Here is a 16,832-nt window from a genome sequence, read left to right on the forward strand (position 1 = left end):
CACATCCTCATTCTGAGGTCAGAAGCCGTGCTGGACGTCCTTTTCTAAAACTGAAAGATGTCAGGTACCGCACCGGCGAGGGCTCGTGGCTGAACCGGTACGCGGGCACGGCCGTGATCACGGGCAGCAGCCGCAGCGAGGTGGGCCGCTACAAGCTGCAGGGCCTGCGGTACCGGCGACTGACCGAGGTGGAAGCCCGGACCCTGCTGCCCGAGGCGGACCTGGGGGCGCAGGTCCGGCAGCTGTTCACGGCCCTGATCGCCTCGGGGCAACTGGGGGGCACCCTGCAGGCACCGACGCAGGAGAGCATCCCGGACCTGAACGTCACCAGCGCCGCCATCCACGGGAATTACTGGCCAGTCGCGAAATTGCTTGATGAGCGTCTCAGGGGCCGCAGCCGCCAGACCCGCACGTACCTGAACGCCGACGGCAGCACCCAGAGTCGGGACGTGAACCCCGAGTGGGGCGTGAACGCGGACCTGCGCCCGGTGTTCGGGTACCCGGCCGGCACCCTGGTCATCGATGAGGCCGCGCTTGGTGTGGAGATCGACGGAATGGACACGGACAGCACCACCCTGGTCACGGACGTCCGGGTGATGTTCACGCGCACCATGCCGCCCGGTCAGGTCATCTCACGGACGTTCCAGGATGGCGATGGACGCGACGCCGTGGCGCACCCGGAGGATGTCAGGGCGCCGGTGGCTCTGACCCGGGAGTTCAACGTCGCGCCGCGCACGTTCGGGCAGGCGTGGCGGTCGCTGGCCCTTCCAGTCACCCCGGAGCTGTTCACCGGTCTCCCAGGGAGCACGGTGACGGTGTCAGTCCGGTCGTTCGTGGCGCAGGAGGAGGCCACCATCGGCACGTTGACCGTGACTGGGGATGACGCTGCGCTGTGGGATGGTCAGCCGGGCACGGCGGTCAGCATCACGGCGCCCAGTGGGGTCGTTGCTGTGGAGTACGCGCTGGAGGTGGCGTACCCGGCCGGGATGGCCCTCCCGGATGGCTTCATGGCCCAGATGGAGAACGGAGGGCTGGGCGGCGTGACGCTGGTAGGTCAGAACCTGACGGTGACACCCACGCAGCATGTTTTCGTGGACGTGGCTCCACCACTTACGCCAACCCCGCCCGTCTACCTGCTGCCCGGCGTGACGCGTGACGTGCGCCTGGCGCCCGCCTGGGCGAGTGGGGGGAGGTTGGTGCTGCGCATCAATCACACCGACCTGTCGCAGCCGCTGGTCATCCGATCAGCGTGCCTGATCCGTGCCAGTCCGGAGTTGATGGCCGCCTCGACCACGCCCCTGGCCCGCACGCCCACCCTGAATCCCGTCACGGCTCGCCTGCCCGGCTGGAACCACAGCCCGGCTGCCACCGCGCAGCTGACTCTGCGCGGCCCGCTGGGCGAGGTCGTCGAGACGCGGGAGTTGCCCATCGAGCTGCTCGTGTACGACACCGACGATGACGGGGAACTGTTCACCGAGGTCCGTTGTGGGCAGCGGGATGAAGCCGAGGCACTCAGCTTCACGGCCGTGATCAGCGCCCGCGACCAGAACGCCACGACCGACGCCGTGCAGGCCAGCACATAAGGAGGCCCATGACGATACTCACCGCTCGCCTGCCACCCCTCCTGCCGGACCTGACGCCGCCGGAAGCGCTGCCCCCCTCCCTCGTGGTGGGGGGCGTGATCTACCTGCCCAGCGAGGGACCACACCCGGTCAGCGTGACCCGCGCGGGCCTGGACGTGCCGCTGAACACCACGCCCCGCCAGACGGCACGCGGGCGCACCTGGGCGTCCGGAAGCCGCCGCCCGAAACCCGTGCAACTGGCCCTGACGTTCCGGGTGGAAGGCACGGACGCACGGGACGCGGGCCTGCGCGCCCGCCGCTGGCACGCCCTGGCCCTCGCCGCCACCGAGTACGGCGAGGGGGCCAGCAGCGTCACTCTCCTGGACGTCCTCGACCAGCAGGAACCGTTCGGGGAGGGCAACACCCGCACCTTCCGTGTCACGTACCTGCTGGCTGACCCGCTGTGGCGCCTGGACGACCAGGGCGACCCGTGGCCCACCCCGCTGCCCATCACGGGCGTCCTCGGGAACTACCCGCTGGGCATGCTGCACGCCGTGCAGGAAGGACCGGGTTTCTACGACGTGGAACCGCTGGGCGGCGTGACCGTCACGGACGCCCCGCCGGACGCCTTCGCGCACCCGGACGCCACCTTCACCTACTCACTGATCGAGGTCACTGATGACGAACCCAACCCGTAAACGCGTGGTCACCCTGGACGACCTGAACGTCCTGAACCAGAACGCCGCGTACGCCCGGCAGAAAGGCGAGGAGGCCAGCGTCGCCGCGCACCAGGCGAACACGGCCCGTCAGACCCTCGAACCGCTCGGCGAAGCGACCAGGGCAGCCGGTGAGTACGCCACCCAGGCCGCCCAGGCGGCAACCCTGGCGAAGAACAACGCCACGGCCGCCGCCGTGCAGGCCAGTCAGGCCGCCGGGGAGGCGGTGGTGGCCGCTGAACTGGCCGAAGGAGCTGCTGGTAGCGCGAACCAGGCGGCGGGCGCGGCGACGACCGCCGCGCAACGGGTCACGGACGCCGTGCTGGACCTGACCGATATCAAGGACGATATCGCGCAGCAGACGGCAGATACCCTCGCGCAGTTCGAGGCTCAGGCAACCGCCAAAATTGGCGAGGTGGACGCCGCCATCGCCGCCACGCAGAACGGCGCACGCATCGCCAACGCCGTGGCGACCATCACGCCGACCCTCACCAGCACCAGCACCGGCTCCGAGAGTGCGCTCACCTACTCCACCGGCAGCATCATCACCGCCTGGGGGTTCCCGGTCGGTACGCGCACCAACTTCAACCGCGTGTCGTTCAACATCCAGCCGCACGCCGCGCCGATCACGCGGGTTCGGGTGCGCGTAAAAAATGGCGGGTATGAGGGTACCGTCGTTGCTGACGTGATCCTGAACGTCACCACCACCGTGGGCGTAAAATCCCTCATCACGGCAGAGTTCTCGCTGGTCGCCACTGCGGACTGGGTGGAATGGTTCTGCGACCAGCCGACCGGGTTCTTCAAACTCGTGGACGGCACGCTGCCGGGCAGCCTCCGGTTCGCGAACGGTGGCAGCACCACCGACACCACGCTCGGGCCTGGGCAGGCCAGCATCGGCAGCATCACGTTCACGTTCGCGGACTACTCGGCCAGCACGGTCACGCCCCGCCCCACGTGGACGGACCTGATAAACGCTGAACTGGGGTACGAGCGGGACGCCGTGGCGACCCTCGGGACGGTCGAGGATCAACTCACCACCCTGACCGGGGAGAGCCTCAACAGCACCAAGGCGCTCAATACCCTCGCCACGAGCGGGAGCCAGTTCTACGGGTTCGGATTTCCCGTCGGCGCGAAACAGAATTTCAACTACATCGAGTTCAACGTCCTCCAGGTCTCGGACTCCAAACCCGTCACGCGCCTGCGGGTGCGCCTGCGCCAGACGAACGGCAGCGGCACGATCCTCGCAGAGAAACTGCTGACCGTGCGGGGCGTGACGGGCGCACGCACCCTGGCCCGCTGGAAACTCGGCAGCACCATTGCCAATGCCAGCGCCACCCCGCTGTGGCTGGAGGTATTCGCGGACGGCTGGATCGGGTACGCCGGGGTGTACACCGGCACCGGAACCGCTGAGTATGTGCCCCCCACCTACCCGGCTGCGCGGTTCGTCGCGGGGTCCACGCCCAGCGTTGATGCAGCGCTCGCCGTGGATTTCAGCCCGCCCGGCAACATCTGGGCGCGGTTCGGGCTGAGCAGCACCCGCGCCCTGGCCCTGAACAACAGTTTCGTGCGGGGCATCACGGACACGATCAACCCCGTGCAACCCTGGACGCCCACCAGCATCCTGCCGAGCACCCTCTACGCTGTGGAAGGGCAGGAGTTGAGCGTGTACTGGGACTCCGTACTCAACCTGCCGGGCGAACTCGCGGAGTACGACATCGCGTTCTATACCGGCACCGGGAAGGGCTTGCTGCACAATCGCCGCTGGGCGTGGACGCCGACTGCGGCAGATGCAGGGACCACCGTGGGCGCGACCCTGTTCGTGAAACGCTTCGGCGTGACGGTGCTGGAGGCCGCCACATCCATCCAGGTGACGGGCCTGAGTACCGCTGCCAGCACGCGCAAAACGCTCGTCATCGGGGACAGCATCACCAACCGGGGCGTGTGGATGAGCGAGGTGATCCGCCTGACGCAGCGCGGGACGGACCCGCTGGACCTGACGAGCATCGGCACCCGCGCGGGCACGGAAGTCCCGGTAGGAAACCCTGCCGTGAGCACCGAGGGCTGGGAGGGTAAGACCATCGCGTTCCACTACGCCGACCCGCTCAGCAATTTCACGTTCAACGGCACGGACCCGGCTGGCACAGTGTTTTCGTTCAGCCAGTACCTCACGGCGAACGGGTTCAGCATGAGCGCGGGCGACCTCGTGGCCGTGCACCTCGGCACGAACGACCTGGGGCCAGCGGCGACCGTCGCGGACGCCAACACCAAAATCAGCGAGATGGTCACGCAGGTGGAGGCCATGATCGCCAACATCTGCGCCGCCGTGCCGGGCATCAACGTGGGCGTGATCGTGCCCATCCAGCCGGGCACGCGCCGCCCCAGGACCGCGCTGCACACGTACCAGCGGCTCTGGCAGCAGCGCATCCTGCGAACGTTCGGCGGGCGCACCGCGCAGAACATCTACGTGATCCCAATGGCACACGCACTGGACACGGATTACGGCTACCCCTACGTGATCGAGCCGGTCTCGGCGCGTTCGGCGGCGCTGACCACCCCGATGACGCAGGTGCGCCTGACCGACTGGATTCACCCCAACGTGAGCGGGTATTTCCAGATGGCAGATGCGTTCTATGCGTTTGTCAAATGGCTGTGGCGCTGATCCCACACACAGAGTGGCTAAACTCAGGTATGAATCGTGAAGACCTCAGGGCAAAACTCAGTCTGCACTACGACCTCCTGCCTGATGTTCATGATTCGAATGGGTATGCCGACGCTTTGGCACCCGCGCTTCATCTTTTGCCCAGCTTGCATGACGCATATCAGTTCGAAAGGGAAGTCCATGTTTTCATCTGGAGCCGGGATGTGGTCAATGCGCGGGCTGTTTATGTTGATGGTGCCTATGCTATCTTAATTTGCTCTGGCATGATTGATTTCGCGCGAGGACAGCTAGAGATTTTTTATCCTGAAGGTGAAGAAATTTCTGTTGGGGCATCGCTCCTGAATCGCAGGATGTTGCTGCAAATCTACATAGCGTATGTCTTATTCCATGAATACACCCATGCAGCTCGTGGACATTTAGATTATCAGAAGGCTAATCATCTGAGTCTCGTGGAGGCTGATTTTAAAGCCCTTGAATTTGACGCTGATGCTTTTGCATCAGCAATGACGTATCGACTTGTGCAGCATATTCTCAAAGGCTTTAGTGATGATGTTATAATGTCATTGGTGCTAACTTCTATTTACTGGCCCCTGCGCGTGTTGGCTGGATTGGAAATTAGGGTGTGGCTGTCGTCGACACATCCGAGCCCAGCTGCAAGACTCGGGGTAATTCATGGAAAATTGATCAGCATGGATAATATTGTCCCACCCGGCATTCCAGCTGATCCTGTCCTGACGCGGCAGCGAGTGGAATTGACAGCGACCGTGTTGATGGATTTGGAAGACAGATTTTATCGTAGTCACAATGTGCAGCGGGATTCCTCATTCCTCTATAATCTTTTCGATTCAAAAGGACCCTGGTTAAGTGAGGTTCTTGAGTGCTCAGCACACTGGCCTACGATTGAGCAAAAAGTGCTTGCATGTGAGGTGAATTCAAATGAGCGACAAAGGATGGATTGGCGATTTGAAGATGGGCGATTCTGTGCTGGTTGGTATGGGTCCATGGACGCCTGATCTTTTGTCTGGAACGGTTGTCGAAATTATTCATTCGTCGTTCTTTTACGTGAAAATTCAAGTCGGGAAAGAAGTCCTTTCCTTCGACGCGTTCGGAACTGAAATCAGTCCTTGGCCGGTGATTGACGGTTCGTACCTTGCCCGACCTCAACGCGTCAATTGACCCTGTTCATTTATCCCGCACCACACAGAATCAGGCCCGGTATCAGGCCCTGAACACAGCAGAAAACGCCGCTTCCCTCCCCAGGGTCGCGGCGTTCTGGTTCACGGGTCGAGTTCTCCAACCGGCCCCGTGAAGACAGCGTAGCGCCACACGAACAAGGGCGAGTCATTGACTCGCCCTATCCACTTGGAACACCTATGACCCATCACGCCCGTGACGGCCCCCACAATCCATCCGCCTCCTCCAACCGACCGCCAGTGCTCCGGCCCACTGGCGGTTCTTCATTCCTGGCCGGAACACCGGGAGGCTCATGACCCCACCTGCACCCCCACAAGGATCCCCATGAAAGACCCACTGGTTGTGCTGACCTGGATCGTCGGCGCCATGCTCCTGCTCGTCTTCGGCCGGTACGCCGTGACCGGACAGCTCGACGAGAAAGTCCTCACCGGGATGGGCACCATCCTGGGCGGCCTGATTACCGCGCTGGCCACGCGGAAAAAAGGCGGTGACGATGATGGCAGTCCCAATCCTTGACCTGATGGCCGCCCTGGCCCTGCTGACGTTCGCGGCGGGTGTCGGTGGGGTCACGTACCGCGCCGTGCTGCTCCTGGTGCAACTGGTCCCACCGAAAGCGTGGTGGGTGCACCGTGGCATCCTGCTCGTCATTCTCGCGGCCGGTTACCTCGCGCTGATGCTGCTGGACGTGCCGAGCGTCCTGGCGAACCTGCGCGGCGCAGGAACGGGCGCGACACCACAGAGCGTCGTGCGCACCAGTGTGTTTGCCGGGTGGCTGTGGACGCTGAACACGATTCTGCTCATGCTGGCACGCGGGAAACTGGGTGCGCAGCCGAACATCTGGAGGAAACGGTGAACGGATCACTGATCGGATTGCTGCTGCTCGCCATCTCGCTCGGGGTGGCGAGTGTCACGTGCTGGCGGCACTGCACGACGCCTGCCGGTCGGGTACTGCCGGGCCTGCTGACGCTGGCGTACTACCTGGCGCTGTGGTTCTGGCCACACCCGGCCCTCCGGGCCGCTGAGATCGGCGGGCCGCCCCCGCTCCTGCAGGATCAACTGCGCCTGGTGCTGCTGGGACTGGCCCTGATCGTCACGACCGCGAAGCTCAGCTGGCGGATCACGCAGGGCCGCGAACGGGAACGCGCCCTGGAACGCCGGGTGCGGGAGCTGGAAAGGGGAGAGCATGCAGATTGAACAGCGTCCGGCGCACCCTGGCAACTACACCAGGGGCCGCACCGCGAAGATCGACCGGATCGTGATTCACGTCGCGGACGGCACGTACGGCGGGACGCTCAGCTGGTTCGCGCAGGACGCTGCGCCCGCCAGCGCTCATTACACCGTCGCCACGGACGGCCGCACCGGTCAGAGCATCCAGGAAGGGGACACCGCCTGGCATGCGGGCGACTGGCGCATGAACGCCCGCAGCATCGGCATCGAGCACGAAGGCATGCCCAGCCGGGGACCCTGGACGCCCAGCGCGGCCCAGCTACAGGCCAGCGCCCAGGTGGTGGCGGGCATCTGCCAGCGGCATGGCATCCTCGTAGACCGTGCGCACATCATCGGGCACAGCGATGTGAACCCGGACCGCAAGGCCCGTCAGGGCTGCCCCGGCCCGACCTGGCCGTGGGATGCGTACCTGAACATGATCCGCGAGATCCTCAACCCGGCCCCCCAGCCTGGGCACGTGAAGGACGGCCAGGAGCAACGGCCCGTCCGGCTCTTCGACCCCCGTACGAACCAGCAGGTGGGGGAGGGCACGCTGATCGAGGGGACCGACAAGATCTACCTGAAGGTCAAGTAGGCCCACCGCTGGCCTGCTGCCAGCTCCACAATTCACCCTCTCACTGGCCCCCGCCTCCGCGCGGGGGCCGCGCCTTTGGAGGCACCCCATGAACACTGCAATCCTGACCACCCTGCTGTCCCTGAACGCCGCTGCCCGTGCTGGCGGCACCGTCACTGCCGACCAGCTCACCCCCTGGCTGAACACGCACCTGCCCAGCCTCCGCTCCCGCATCGAGGCGCTGCGCGACGGCGCCACCTGGCAGGAAGTCGGCGCCCTACTGGAAGCCGCCGTGCAGGCCGGTCAGGCCCTGAAGCTGGTGGTGCTCGGCACGGCACGCGGCCTGCTCGTGGCGCACCTCATCGGGTACCTGATCCGCGAACTGGTGCCGGTCACCCCCGCCACCGCGTGGCTGCACGCCCTCGCGCAGAGCGGCGTCCTGTCCGGGCTGATCGAAGCCGCGTACCGCCGCATCTTCCCCGGCGGCTGACAGGCACGAATAACTTGAGCCGACAACGCCCCCACCCTGGCCTGCGCTGGGGTGGGGGCGATGCTGTGTGGTCTGTGTGATGCCAGATCGAACACGTGGCGTCACACCCCAACACGCACGTGAGGCACCCCGAACGGCGATCACTCTCTACACTGCCAGGGTGGAACTGTGGATGTCGCTCACCCTGCTGGGCATCGGCCTGCTTGCCCTGTGGCTGTACATGCTCTCGGGGTCCAAACCCAGCCGTCCCACCCGACCGCGCCCGGCTCAGCCACGCTCTGCGCAGCCGCGCCCAGCGCAGGCACGCCCAGCGCAGGCACGCCCCGGCCCGGCGCGCCTCCAGGCAAGTCAATGGGAACGCAAAGTGCTGACGCAGATGCGCGGAGACCAGGCGCGGTTCGAGCGGACCCTGGCCGCCAAGCGCAACAAACACCCTCGCGCCTCACGTGAGGAACTGCTGGAAATCATCTACGAGGAGTACATCCGCGACAACCGCTGAGCTGGGACACGGAAGGCCCGGTGAACCCCTCCCAACCCAAGAGAACAGCCCCACTCCCGAGCCTGGGAGTGGGGCTGATTTCTACCTACAACTAGCGCACGACGATGTTGATGATGCGGCCGGGCACGTAGATCTCCTTGACGATCTGCTTGCCTTCGATGAAGCGGGCCACGTCGGCGTTGTCCTTCGCGGCGGCCATCGCTTCGTCCTGCGTGGCGCTCTTGCTGATCGTGACCTGCCCGCGCACCTTCCCGCTGACCTGGACGCCCATGGTGACGGTGTCGCGGGTCGCGGCGGCCTCGTCCACGGCGGGCCACGCGGCGGTGTGCACGCTGCCGTCCTGGCCGCGCGCGGCCCAGATCTCCTCGGCGATGTGCGGCACCACCGGGGCCAGCATGCGGCCAAAGATGTCCAGCGCCTCGTCCCAGGCGGGCGTGCCGAACACGGGGGCGCGCTTGGCCTTGACCAGGGTGTTCGTCAGCTCCATCAGGGACGCGACGATGGTGTTGAAGCTCAGGCGCTCGAAGTCCCCGGTGACCTTCTTCAGGGTGCTGTGCACCGCGAAGCGCAGGTCCGCTTCACTGACGGTCTCGGCGGGGCCGGTGACCTTGTCGTCGGTGAACAGCGTCCAGACGCGGCTCAGCCACTTCGCGGGGCCGTTGATGCCCTGCGGGTCCCAGGGGCCGCCCAGTTCCCACGGCGCGATGAACATCAGGTACGTGCGCACGGTGTCCGCGCCGTACTCGCGCACCAGGTCGTCCGGGTCGACGACGTTGCCGCGGGACTTGCTCATCTTCTCGCCGTCCTCGCCCAGGATCATGCCCTGGTTGCGCAGGTGCGCGAAGGGTTCGCTGTGCTTCGTCAGGCCCATGTCGCGCATGACCTTCACCCAGAAGCGCGAGTACAGCAGGTGCAGGATCGCGTGCTCGATCCCGCCGGTGTACAGGTCCACGGGCATCATGGGGTCCTTGGCGGGGTCGAAGGGGCCCTCGTGGTAGTCGGGGCTCAGGTAGCGGTACATGTACCAGCTGGAGTCCACGAAGGTGTCCATGGTGTCCGTGTCACGCTCGGCGGGGCCGCCGCAGACGGGGCAGGTGGTCTTCAGCCACTCGGTGTCCAGTTTCAGCGGGCTCTGGCCGGTCGGGGTGAACTCCACGTTCTCCGGCAGACGCACCGGCAGCTGGTCCTCGGGGACGGGCTGCGCGCCGTGCTCGGGGCAGTGCACGAACGGGATCGGGGTGCCCCAGTAGCGCTGACGGGCAAACAGCCAGTCGCGCAGGCGGTACGTGGTCTTCGCCTTCGCGATGCCGCGCGCCTCCAGCTGCTCGACGATTCCGGCGATGCTGGCCTTCCCGCCGCTCAATCCGTCGAACTCGCCGCTGTTCACGATGACGCCCTCACCGGTGTAGGGTTCCGCCGCGTCCTCGGCCATCGGCTCGGCGCCCTCGGCCCGGATGACCTCCACGACGTCCAGGCCGAACTTGCGCGCGAACGCGAAGTCACGGTCGTCGTGCGCGGGCACCGCCATGATCGAGCCGGTGCCGTACGTGACCAGCACGTAATCCGCCACCCAGATCGGCAGCTGATGCCCGGTGATGGGGTGCGTGGCGAAGCTGCCGGTGAACACGCCGGTCTTCTCACCCTCCTGCTGGCGTTCCACGTCCGTCTTGCGGCCCGCTGCCGCCACGTACGCCTCGACCTCCGCGCGCTGCTCGTCGGTGGTCAGGTCCGCCACCTTGGCGTGCTCGGGGGCCAGCACCATGAACGTCGCGCCCATCAGGGTGTCCGGACGGGTCGTGAACACCGTCTCCGGCCCGGCCGGCGTGTCGAAGGTCACCTCGGCCCCCACCGACTTGCCGATCCAGTTCGTCTGCATCAGGCGGACCTTCTCGGGCATGTCCGTGTCACTGAAGTCCAGCAGTTCGTCGGCGTAGTCCGTGATCTTCATGTACCACTGGCTCAGGTTGCGTTTCTCGACGGCGGTGCCGCAGCGTTCACAGTGGCCGTTCACGACCTGCTCGTTCGCCAGCACCGTCTGGTCCTTCGGGCACCAGTTCACCAGCCCGCCCTTCTTGTACGCCAGGCCGCGCTTGTAGAACTCGATGAAGAACCACTGGTTCCAGCGGTAGTACTCCGGGTCGCACGTGGCGAACTGGCGGCTCCAGTCGATCATGGTGCCCATCGCCTGGAACTGCCCGGTCATCCGCTCGATGTTCGCGTACGTCCACGTCGCCGGATTCGTTTTGTTCTTGATGGCGGCGTTCTCGGCGGGCAGGCCGAACGCGTCGAAGCCCATCGGGAACAGCACGTTGTACCCGCGCATCCGCAGCCAGCGCGCCCGCGCGTCCGGCGCGACGTTCGCGTACCAGTGCCCGATGTGCAGGTTGCCCGAGGGGTACGGGAACATCGTCAGGGCGTAGAACTTCTCGCCCGGCGCGTCCTCGTTGAACTTGTACAGGCCGCTTCTCTCCCAGGCGGTCTGCCATTTCTTCTCGATGGCGTGCGGGTTGTACCGCTCCATGCGCGGCTCGGGAATGTTGATGGGGTGCTCGTCGTTCATCTGGACTCCTTCGGAAGGGTGATGGGTGAAAGTTGATGGTTGACGGAAGCCGTTGCGTCTGCCAGTGCTGCGGCTGGTCTATCAACCACCGACCATCCACCATCACCAAAAAAAACGCCCCGGCAGCTAGCCGGGGACGCTCGAACGGACCGTAAGTCAGTCGAGGCGTCCCCGGGTGGTAAGCGCAGAGCGGATCATGCCCGGAAGTGTAGCGCAAACCGCCGCGCCCGTCAGCCGGTCAGCGGGTCGGCACGCCGCTCAGGTGAACGAACATCCCCTCGCCCCGGTGCTCCGCGATGAACGTCAGGCGCTCCTGGCCGCGCAGCAGCACCAGCTCACGCTGAATCCCGTCGTCCGGGCGTTCCGTGAAGACCGCGAACCCCCCGGCACGCAGGACGTCCAGCACCGCGTCCGGCTGCCACTGCGGAAACGCGAACTGCTCCAGGCGGGTATTTCCGCTGCGAATCTCGGCCCGCACCGTCCGCGACTCCGGGCAGGTCGGCGTGCCGCCCGCCGGAACGGCCGCCAGCCCCCACACCCGCCCCGGCTGCTCGAAACAGTACAGGTCGCCCCGCCAGCGCGCCCCGGACTGCCACCACACCCCCGCACCCACCAGCAACGCCAGCGCCGCGACCACCCACACCACTCCCCTCAAGCCGCTCCTGTCATGCGCGCAGGCTACCCCGCCCGGCCCGGAAGCGCCCAGGGGCGCGTGACCCCGCGCACGGAGTCGGGTCAGGCGAGCGGCGTAGCGAGCGTAGCCAGCAGACCCAGGATCAGCACGGCGGCCGGGGCCGCAGCGCCCACCCCGAACCCGCCGCACAGCGCCGTGAGCAGGCCGGGCGCCAGGGCCGCACCGAACGACACCTGCCCCGCTGCGTCTGTTCCGGGCAGCGTGTCACCCAGCCACGCGTGAACGGCGTGCGCGGCCCACGGGCTCAGCAGCGCCGTCAGGGCCGCAGCGGGCGCCGCCCCGGCCAGCAGCGCGCCCAGCAGACTCAGTGCGCCCAGGCTCAGGCCAGCGGGCAGGAACGTGAGGAGCCGCGCCCGCCGGGCACTGACCGGCCCGCCCACGGGCAGGGCAGGTGGGCGCAGGGTCAACGTGACAGCCAGGGGCAGCGCCGCCAGGGTTGGCAGTCCGGAGGCCAGGGCCGCGCCGCCCAGCACGGCTGGCAGCAGCCGATGCGGCCGGTCCAGCAGAGTCAGGGAAGAGCGCCACAGCAGCGCGCGTGCAGGCGTGGCCCGCCGCAGCGGGGGAGACCACGTGCGGGGCGCGCGCCGCCCGTCGGCCGTCATGACCGGCGCGGGCAGCCCCAGTCGCCGTGCACCCGTCCGGAGGGCCTGCAGGTCCAGTTGCCTCAGCAGGCGCGGCGGCAGGTCGGCGGCCAGGGCACGCCGCCACGTCCACCCGGCGAGCGCCCCGGTCAGGGCCACTCCGACCGGGAACAGGGCCGGGTGCAGCAGGCCCAGCAGGGGAAGCAGCGTTCCGGCCAGGAGCGCCGACGCAGGTTGGCCCGCGTGGGCGGCCGCGTGCGCCGCTGCCCGCACGACCGGCACGCTCCCCCCCAGCAGCGGCAGGGATAGCGCGACCGCCCATCCGGCCGGATTCCACGCCAGCAGGGCCGCGCCCAGCAGCACGCCCCCCACTGTCCACGGCGCGGTCGTCCTCAGCAGCGGCCAGAGCAGCGTCGCCCACGGCGCGGCGGGTGAGCGCAGCCAGATCAGGTCCGCGCCGCGCAGGTTCAGGGGTGGTCGGCCCCGCCGGGCACCCAGGGTCGCCAGCAGCAGGGTCACGACGAGCAGCGGTACCAGCAGCGGTAGCGGCAGGTCGAACGGTGCGGGCCGGTACGACTGCCACACGCTTAGCAGGGCAATCAGACCCGCGCCGCCCAGGTAGGCAACGATCAGCGGAAGCCCGGCGGCCCGCCACGCCCGCCAGTCGTGACCCCGGCGTCGGCAGGCACTCAGGCGCTGCGCGGCCCACACGGCCCGTTCAGGACCGCTGTTCACACGGGTGTTCACGCGGGGGCCAGGGTCAGGGTGCGGGGGTGCAGGGGCGCCAGTTCCGCGCCGTGCGTGGTCACGATCAGCGCCCCACCAGCCGCCGCGCGGGCCTGCACGGCCGCCAGCAGCGCGGCGCGCGAGGCGGCGTCCAGCGTCCCGAACGGTTCGTCCAGCAGCGTCAGGGGCAGTTCCAGGCCCAGCGCGGCACTCAGCACGACCTTCTGCCGCGTACCGCGTGACAGTTCCTGCGGCCACGCGTCCAGCCAGCGCTCCAGCCCCAGGGCGCCCGCCAGGGTCAGCAGTGGCGCGACCGGCCGGGACCACAGGGCCGCCGTGAAGTGCAGGAACTCCCCGGCGCTCAGGTCGTCCGGCAGGGGCGCGTCGGTCGGCACCCAGGCCGTCGCGGCGCGTGCAGGCAGACTGCCCGGCGCGCAGGACACGATCCGCGCGGCCTCCGCGCCCGGCTGTTCGCCTGCCAGTGCGCGCAGCAGCGTCGTTTTCCCCGCGCCGTTCGGTCCCTGAAGGTGCAGCACGTCGCCCGGCCGCAGGGTCAGGCCGCGCAACGTGGCCAGCGGCCGCCCCGCCACGCAGAGCGTCAGGTCGGGCAGGGTCAGGGGAGGCCGGGCCGGATCAGCATCTGTCCGGTCGGACCCGGTCGGGGCGGGCGCAGGGAGGGGCATCTGCGGTCCGGTACGCGCCGCCGCCCGGCCCGGTTCCCGGTGGTCCTCATACGGACTCCGATTGAATGGGCTGCAAAGCCCGCTGGGTCCGAGCGAAGCGAGTGGGAGCTTGGCGGGTTCCGGACGTGGAGCCGGCAGGGGCGGTGAAGTTCCGGATTGTTGGCGAAGCAAACGGAATCCATATCAGGCGCACCCATGCAGAGCGGATGGGCAGCGGGGACTCCCCAGGCTGCCCATCCGCTCTGTGTGCCGTTATTCCTGGCTGGTGATGTACGGCAGGTTGCGGTCGAACTGGGCGCGGTCCAGGCCGTAGCCGTACACGAAGGCGTCGGGAATGGTGAAGCCCAGGTACTCGACGGGAATCTCGACCTTGCGGCGGCTGGGTTTGCTGAGCAGCGCGGCGATCTTCAGGGTTTTCGGGCCGCGTCCTTCCAGGTAGTGCAGCAGGTAGTTCATGGTGATGCCGGTGTCCACGATGTCCTCGACCAGGATCACGTGGCGGTCACTGATCGGGAATTGCAGGTCCTTGACGATGCGGACCTCGCCGCTGCTCTGCTTGGCGTTGCCGTACGAGCTGGCCTGCAGGAAGTCGATGGTGCAGGGCATGTCGATGGCGCGCACCAGGTCGGCGTGGAACATGAACGCGCCGTTCAGGACGCAGATCAGGTGGGGTTCCATGCCGTGGTAGTCCTCGCGGATTTTCGCGGCGATTTCGTGAATGCGGGCCTGAAGTTGGTCCTGCGTGATCTGTACGGGGCCGTTGCCTGGGGCGAGACTCATAGGGGATCAGGCTAACACGCCGCGCCGCTGCGCTGACCGGGCGCAGGGCGAGTCGGGGCGGTGTGCCGGGGGCGGCCGGGGGTGGGGGCGCGCGCCGTTTGTGCGTGCTGCGCGCCGTGCAGGTGGTCGTGCAGGCGGGCGGTGGGGGCGGGTGAATGCAGTATGCTTCGGCGCATGTCTGTTCTGAGTGCCCCTGATCTGAAGCGCGTTCCGGGCGTGCTTGGCCGCATCGTGGAACTCCGCGCCGGGGATTACGTGGACGCGGACCCTGCCCTGGGCGAGGCGCGGGCGGGTGAGCGGCGCTTTGAGGCGGCGCTGGCCGCCCCGGAGCTGTCCCTGATCGCCGAGGTGAAACGTGCCAGCCCCAGCGAGGGAGCCATCGCGCCGCTCGATCCGGCCGACGCGGCGCGGGCGTACGCGGCGGGCGGCGCGGCGGCGATCAGTGTCCTGACCGAGCCGCGCTACTTCGACGGGAACCGCGAGGCGCTGCTGGAGGTGGTCGCCGTGACCGACCTTCCGGCGCTGCGCAAGGATTTCGTGGTGCATCCGGCCATGCTGCGCGAGGCGGCCGACTGGGGCGCGTCGGCGGCGCTGCTGATGGTCAGCGTGCTGCACGAACACACGGGCGAGTACCTGGGCGCGGCGCACCACCTGGGCCTGGACGCCCTGGTCGAGGTGCACGACGAACGCGAGCTGGACATCGCCCTGGAGGCCGGGGCGCGGATCATCGGCGTGAACAACCGCGACCTGACCACCCTGAAGATCGACCTGAGCGTCAGCCCGCGCCTGATCCGCCGGGCGCGTGAGGCGGGCTTTACCGGCGTGCTGGTCGCCGAGAGCGGGTACCGCACGCCGCAGGACATCGCGGCCGTGCGTGGACTGGCGGACGCCGTGCTGGTGGGCAGCAGTCTGGCGGGGAGCGGCGACCTGAGCCGCGCCGCGCGTGACCTGATGACCCCGTGACCGATGACTCCCTGACCGGCCCGGCCCAGACCAGCCCGGCCCCGATCAGCCCCGACCACCACGACTCCCTGACGCTGCTCGGCACGGGCGACAGCAAGGGCGTGCCGCGCTTCTGGTGCGCCTGCCCCGTGTGCACCGAGGCGCGCGGCGCGAACGGACAGCCCGGCCTGAACCGCCGCGCCCGCACCGCCACGCTGCTGCGCTCGGGCGGGCAGGCGGCGCTGCTGGACGCCGGGCCGGACACGCACGCCGCCCTGGCCCGCCTGCCGGGGCCACTCGTGCCGGACGCAGTGTTCATCTCGCACGCGCACAACGACCACATGCTGGGCCTGGGCGACCTGCTGGACTACGTGCGGTACGCCGCCGGGCGGCTACGCATCTACGCGCCGCCCGAGGTGATCCCGGCGCTCGCCGCGCGCTTCCCGTACGCCTTCGGGCCGGGCGAGGCGGGGCCGGTGCAGCCCATCCCGCCGCAGGGCATACCGGTCGGCAGGGTGACCGTGCGGGCCTTCCGCGTGCCACACGGCGCGAACGGCCACAGCCACGCCTACCGCCTGGACCGCCCCGCCGGGGCCGGACGGGCAGGCTGGTCGGCGGCGGTCGTCACGGACGCCATCGGCATTCCGCCAGAGCTGGCCCGCGAGTGGCTGACCGCGCCCGGCGGCGCTGGCCTGGACACGCTGGTGCTCGGCACGTCCTTCGAGGACGAGTCCGGTGCGCCCCTGAGCGGCCGCAGCGTGTACGACGTGCGCGAGGCCCTGACCCTCCCCTGGGCGCGGGCCGCGCGGCAGGTGATCCTGACGCACCTGTCGCACGGCGTGGACGTGCGCCGCGCCGCGCACCTCCCGCCCGGCTGGGGGTACGCCCGCGACGACCTGACCATCCCCCTGTCCGGGCACCCCGGCAGCCTGAACGAACCGTAACTTTTGATGGGCGCACCTCACG

The 16,832-nt window shown here is 68.0% G+C and carries 18 protein-coding genes; 12 read left to right on the forward strand and 6 right to left on the reverse strand.

Translation table 11 applies throughout. The features are described from left to right. Positions 1-113: 113 nt before the first annotated feature. From IEY70_RS16970 to IEY70_RS17015, 10 genes are all read left to right on the forward strand, one after another. Positions 114-1,583: a hypothetical protein gene (locus IEY70_RS16970; protein ID WP_189066222.1), complete on the forward strand. Its 1,470-nt coding sequence runs from the start codon at positions 114-116 to the stop codon at positions 1,581-1,583. An 8-nt stretch (positions 1,584-1,591) separates the two neighbouring features. Beyond that, entirely contained in the window at positions 1,592-2,260 is a 669-nt protein-coding gene (locus tag IEY70_RS16975) for a hypothetical protein (protein WP_189066223.1), read from the forward strand. Beyond that, positions 2,241-4,937, forward strand: a complete 2,697-nt coding sequence (locus IEY70_RS16980) for a GDSL-type esterase/lipase family protein (RefSeq protein WP_189066224.1) — start codon at positions 2,241-2,243, stop codon at positions 4,935-4,937. The genes IEY70_RS16975 and IEY70_RS16980 overlap by 20 nt, the downstream gene beginning before the upstream one ends. Before the next feature lie 29 nt (positions 4,938-4,966). Then, the gene (locus IEY70_RS16985; RefSeq protein WP_189066225.1) at positions 4,967-5,950 is read left to right on the forward strand and encodes a M48 family metalloprotease; all 984 of its coding nucleotides are present in this window, start codon (positions 4,967-4,969) and stop codon (positions 5,948-5,950) included. 505 nt (positions 5,951-6,455) lie between these two features. Next, on the forward strand, positions 6,456-6,647 hold the full coding sequence (locus tag IEY70_RS16990; protein ID WP_189066226.1) for a hypothetical protein: 192 nt from the start codon (positions 6,456-6,458) through the stop codon (positions 6,645-6,647). After that, positions 6,628-6,984, forward strand: a complete 357-nt coding sequence (locus IEY70_RS16995; protein WP_189066227.1) for a hypothetical protein — start codon at positions 6,628-6,630, stop codon at positions 6,982-6,984. Before IEY70_RS16990 ends, IEY70_RS16995 begins: the two co-directional genes overlap by 20 nt. Next, a complete protein-coding gene (locus tag IEY70_RS17000) occupies positions 6,981-7,325 on the forward strand; it encodes a hypothetical protein (RefSeq protein WP_189066228.1) in 345 nt (114 codons plus the stop codon). Before IEY70_RS16995 ends, IEY70_RS17000 begins: the two co-directional genes overlap by 4 nt. Continuing rightward, a complete protein-coding gene (locus IEY70_RS17005; RefSeq protein ID WP_189066229.1) occupies positions 7,315-7,932 on the forward strand; it encodes an N-acetylmuramoyl-L-alanine amidase in 618 nt (205 codons plus the stop codon). The genes IEY70_RS17000 and IEY70_RS17005 overlap by 11 nt, the downstream gene beginning before the upstream one ends. Positions 7,933-8,020: 88 nt before the next feature. Continuing rightward, positions 8,021-8,401, forward strand: coding sequence for a hypothetical protein (locus IEY70_RS17010; protein WP_189066230.1), 381 nt, complete (start codon positions 8,021-8,023; stop codon positions 8,399-8,401). 160 nt (positions 8,402-8,561) lie between these two features. After that, the gene (locus IEY70_RS17015) at positions 8,562-8,900 is read left to right on the forward strand and encodes a hypothetical protein (protein WP_189066231.1); all 339 of its coding nucleotides are present in this window, start codon (positions 8,562-8,564) and stop codon (positions 8,898-8,900) included. A gap of 91 nt (positions 8,901-8,991) precedes the next feature. On the opposite strand, the gene leuS is transcribed toward IEY70_RS17015, so the two are convergent. The 6 genes from leuS to IEY70_RS17045 all read right to left on the reverse strand — a co-directional run bounded on the left by leuS (position 8,992) and on the right by IEY70_RS17045 (position 15,100). Then, on the reverse strand, positions 8,992-11,460 hold the full coding sequence (gene leuS, locus IEY70_RS17020; RefSeq protein WP_189066232.1) for a leucine--tRNA ligase: 2,469 nt from the start codon (positions 11,458-11,460) through the stop codon (positions 8,992-8,994). 238 nt (positions 11,461-11,698) lie between these two features. Further along, on the reverse strand, positions 11,699-12,115 hold the full coding sequence (locus IEY70_RS17025; protein ID WP_189066233.1) for a hypothetical protein: 417 nt from the start codon (positions 12,113-12,115) through the stop codon (positions 11,699-11,701). 80 nt (positions 12,116-12,195) lie between these two features. Continuing rightward, a complete protein-coding gene (locus IEY70_RS17030; RefSeq protein WP_189066234.1) occupies positions 12,196-13,482 on the reverse strand; it encodes a hypothetical protein in 1,287 nt (428 codons plus the stop codon). Next, positions 13,479-14,144, reverse strand: coding sequence for an ABC transporter ATP-binding protein (locus IEY70_RS17035; RefSeq protein WP_189066235.1), 666 nt, complete (start codon positions 14,142-14,144; stop codon positions 13,479-13,481). Before IEY70_RS17035 ends, IEY70_RS17030 begins: the two co-directional genes overlap by 4 nt. 252 nt (positions 14,145-14,396) lie before the next feature. Next, entirely contained in the window at positions 14,397-14,924 is a 528-nt protein-coding gene (hpt, locus tag IEY70_RS17040; RefSeq protein ID WP_189066236.1) for a hypoxanthine phosphoribosyltransferase, read from the reverse strand. A gap of 11 nt (positions 14,925-14,935) precedes the next feature. After that, complete coding sequence (locus IEY70_RS17045; protein ID WP_189066237.1) at positions 14,936-15,100, reverse strand: hypothetical protein; 165 nt, start codon at positions 15,098-15,100, stop codon at positions 14,936-14,938. On the opposite strand from IEY70_RS17045, the gene trpC reads away from it, so the two are divergent. Both trpC and IEY70_RS17055 read left to right on the forward strand, forming a co-directional pair. Beyond that, positions 15,099-15,887, forward strand: a complete 789-nt coding sequence (trpC, locus tag IEY70_RS17050) for an indole-3-glycerol phosphate synthase TrpC (RefSeq protein WP_189066238.1) — start codon at positions 15,099-15,101, stop codon at positions 15,885-15,887. The genes IEY70_RS17045 and trpC overlap by 2 nt on opposite strands. Further along, positions 15,884-16,810 carry an MBL fold metallo-hydrolase gene (locus IEY70_RS17055; protein ID WP_229778015.1) on the forward strand — a complete coding sequence of 309 codons (927 nt, stop codon included), beginning with the start codon at positions 15,884-15,886 and terminating at the stop codon, positions 16,808-16,810. The genes trpC and IEY70_RS17055 overlap by 4 nt, the downstream gene beginning before the upstream one ends. Positions 16,811-16,832: the final 22 nt, after the last annotated feature.

It is taken from the genome of Deinococcus seoulensis (assembly GCF_014648115.1).
Classification (GTDB): domain Bacteria; phylum Deinococcota; class Deinococci; order Deinococcales; family Deinococcaceae; genus Deinococcus; species Deinococcus seoulensis.